Source organism: Gemmatimonadaceae bacterium (assembly GCA_036003045.1).
Lineage (GTDB): Bacteria > Gemmatimonadota > Gemmatimonadetes > Gemmatimonadales > Gemmatimonadaceae > JAQBQB01.
Genome location: DASYSS010000056.1, coordinates 1 through 2,527 on the forward strand (window position 1 = coordinate 1; position 2,527 = coordinate 2,527).

Here is a 2,527-nt window from a genome sequence, read left to right on the forward strand (position 1 = left end):
CGCCGCCGGCAAACGCGCCGCGAAGAAGGACCTCGGCCTCATCGCGATGACCTACGGCAACGTCTACGTCGCCAGCGTCGCCCTCGGCGCGAAGGACGAGCACACGCTCCGGTCGTTCATTGAAGCCGAGTCCTACGACGGCCCGTCCCTCATCATCGCCTACGGCCACTGCATCGCCCACGGCATCGACATCGCCTCCGGCCTGCAGCACCAGAAGTCGATGGTCGACGCCGGCCAATGGCTCCTCTACCGCTACAACCCCGACCGCGCCCTCGAGCACCAGAACCCGCTGCAACTCGACTCCAAAACCCTGAAGATGCCCCTCGAGCAGTTCCTCCGCACGGAGAACCGCTTCAATCAGCTGCTCAAAGGCAAGGCATCCGAGGAGATCACCGAACTGTTCGCCGCCGCGCAGGAGGACGTGAACGCAAGGTTCCAGATGTACAGCTACCTGGCGGCGAAGGGGACGTAGGAATCATGAACAAGTGGACCGTTTAATCCTCGTCGAGCTAAAGAAATAGCCCTCGGTATGACCTGAGATCGTAAGGAAACGAACTTCGAACGTAACGGTACGTTGTTATTTCGTTTCCTTGCTACCCGATATCGCATCGAAATGATCCAGGATCGTATGCGTACGTTCTCGCGTGCTTTGGAAGCGATCCGGGAGCGTTTCGATAGCCCGCGATTACGTTCCTGAGCGATCCGGGAACGTTCTGAAACGTTCGCGTAGCGGTTCGAAACATCCACGGATGGTTTCGATGCGTTCGGAAAGCGATCGATTACGTCCACGTGAAGTCGAGGTATCGGTCTCCCTTCGGTGTATCCACATATAGGGTATCGGCCGAAAAAAGAAAACGGCCTCCGGAGGCAGAGTCGGACACGGCCTTGCAGAGATGAGAGGGTATGCGTCCTTGTCTCCGATTCCGTTTTCTGCCGATTCTCCTCATGGCCGCCCTCCCGCTGAGTGCGGCACGGCATCGGACTGCTCCGCCGTTGAGCGCCGCTGCGGCGAACAGCGCCTCGGCGAATCCCGTTCTGAAGTCCTCCTCGCAGAGCGGTGCGGCCGTTCTGCGCGCGCAGATTCTGCTCGATCGGGCGCACTTCTCGCCGGGGGAGATCGACGCACGTTACGGCGGGATCACGCGCGGAGCGGTGGCGGCGTTCAACCTGGCGAAAAAGATCAATGCCGGGTCGCAGGTGAGTGCCGCGACCTGGAACGCGCTGAACGCAGACACCGCGCCGGTGATCGTCGACTACACGCTGACGGCGGCGGATCTTGCCGGGCCGTTCACGAAGATCCCGGAGGAGATGGCGGACAAGGCGAAGCTGCCCGTGCTCGGCTACGAGAATCTCGCCGAAGCGCTCGGCGAGCGGTTTCACGTCAGGCCGGAATTGCTCGCGGCGCTGAACCCGGGCAAGAAACTCGATCGGGCCGGAGTGGTCATTCACGTCCCGAACGTGACCACGCCTCCTCCGACGAAATCGGGCGGCATGACGATCCGCGTCAGCAGGAAAGAGGGAGCGGTCGAGGCGGTCGACGCGGCCGGCATCGTTGTCGCGCATTTTCCGGCGACCACCGGCAGCGCGCACGATCCACTTCCCCTTGGCAAGTGGAAGATCAACGGTGTCGCGTGGAACCCTCCTTACAACTACAACCCCGATCTCTTCTGGGATGCCGAGGCGTCGGACAGGAAGGCGAAGCTGGCGCCGGGGCCGAACAGCCCGGTCGGCGTCGTCTGGATCGATCTTTCGAAGCCGCACTACGGAATCCACGGGACGCCGGTGCCGTCAGCGATCGGCAAGAGCACTTCGCACGGCTGCATCCGATTGACCAACTGGGACGCCACGGAGCTCGCAAAGCTGGTCACACCCGGCATGCCCGCGATCCTCGGGGAGTGAGATGACGTCGTGAGGAAAGTTCTCGTTCTGCTGGCGATTGCCCTGATCGCTCTTCTCGCCTGGGCCGCGGCGGGTCCGGATCCGAGCGCGCCTAGCGCCGCGGCTCCGGTACAGCGAGCGATGGGAGCGCCGCCGCCGGTAACGCGTGACCTCAACGCTCCGCGGCCGATGATCATCCCCGTCGCCGGCGTGAATCGCACCGCCATGCGCGACATGTTCAACGAAGTGCGCGGCAATCACCGGCACGAAGCGATCGACATCCTGGCGCCGCGCGGCACGCCGGTCATAGCGGCGGACGACGGCGTCGTGCGCAAGCTCTTCACGAGCGCGGCGGGCGGCCTCACGGTTTACGAGTTCGATCCCGACCAGCGCTACTGCTATTACTACGCGCACCTCGACGGCTACGCGCCCGGCCTGCACGAAGGGCAGGTGCTGCATCGCGGCGAGGTGATCGGCTACGTCGGAACGACCGGCAACGCGCCGAAGAACACGCCGCACCTTCACTTCGCTCTGATCCGCCTCGGCGCCGACCGGCGCTGGTGGAAGGGGACGGCCGTGGATCCGTATCCGCTGTTGCGATGAAGTAGGGGGTCAGGTCGAAAGTTGAAAGTTAAGGCCGCGCGCCGCG

Annotated in this window: 3 protein-coding genes; all 3 read left to right on the forward strand. The window is 63.5% G+C overall.

Going from position 1 to position 2,527, the window contains the following annotated elements:
- Positions 1–472 (forward strand): hypothetical protein (locus VGQ44_14505; protein ID HEV8448038.1); only part of this gene is annotated, 472 nt, incomplete at its 5' end.
- A 431-nt stretch (positions 473–903) separates the two neighbouring features.
- Positions 904–1,899: a L,D-transpeptidase family protein gene (locus VGQ44_14510; protein ID HEV8448039.1), complete on the forward strand. Its 996-nt coding sequence runs from the start codon at positions 904–906 to the stop codon at positions 1,897–1,899.
- Positions 1,900–1,908: 9 nt separating this feature from the next.
- Positions 1,909–2,481, forward strand: a complete 573-nt coding sequence (locus VGQ44_14515) for a M23 family metallopeptidase (protein ID HEV8448040.1) — start codon at positions 1,909–1,911, stop codon at positions 2,479–2,481.
- The last annotated feature ends 46 nt before the right edge of the window (positions 2,482–2,527 follow it).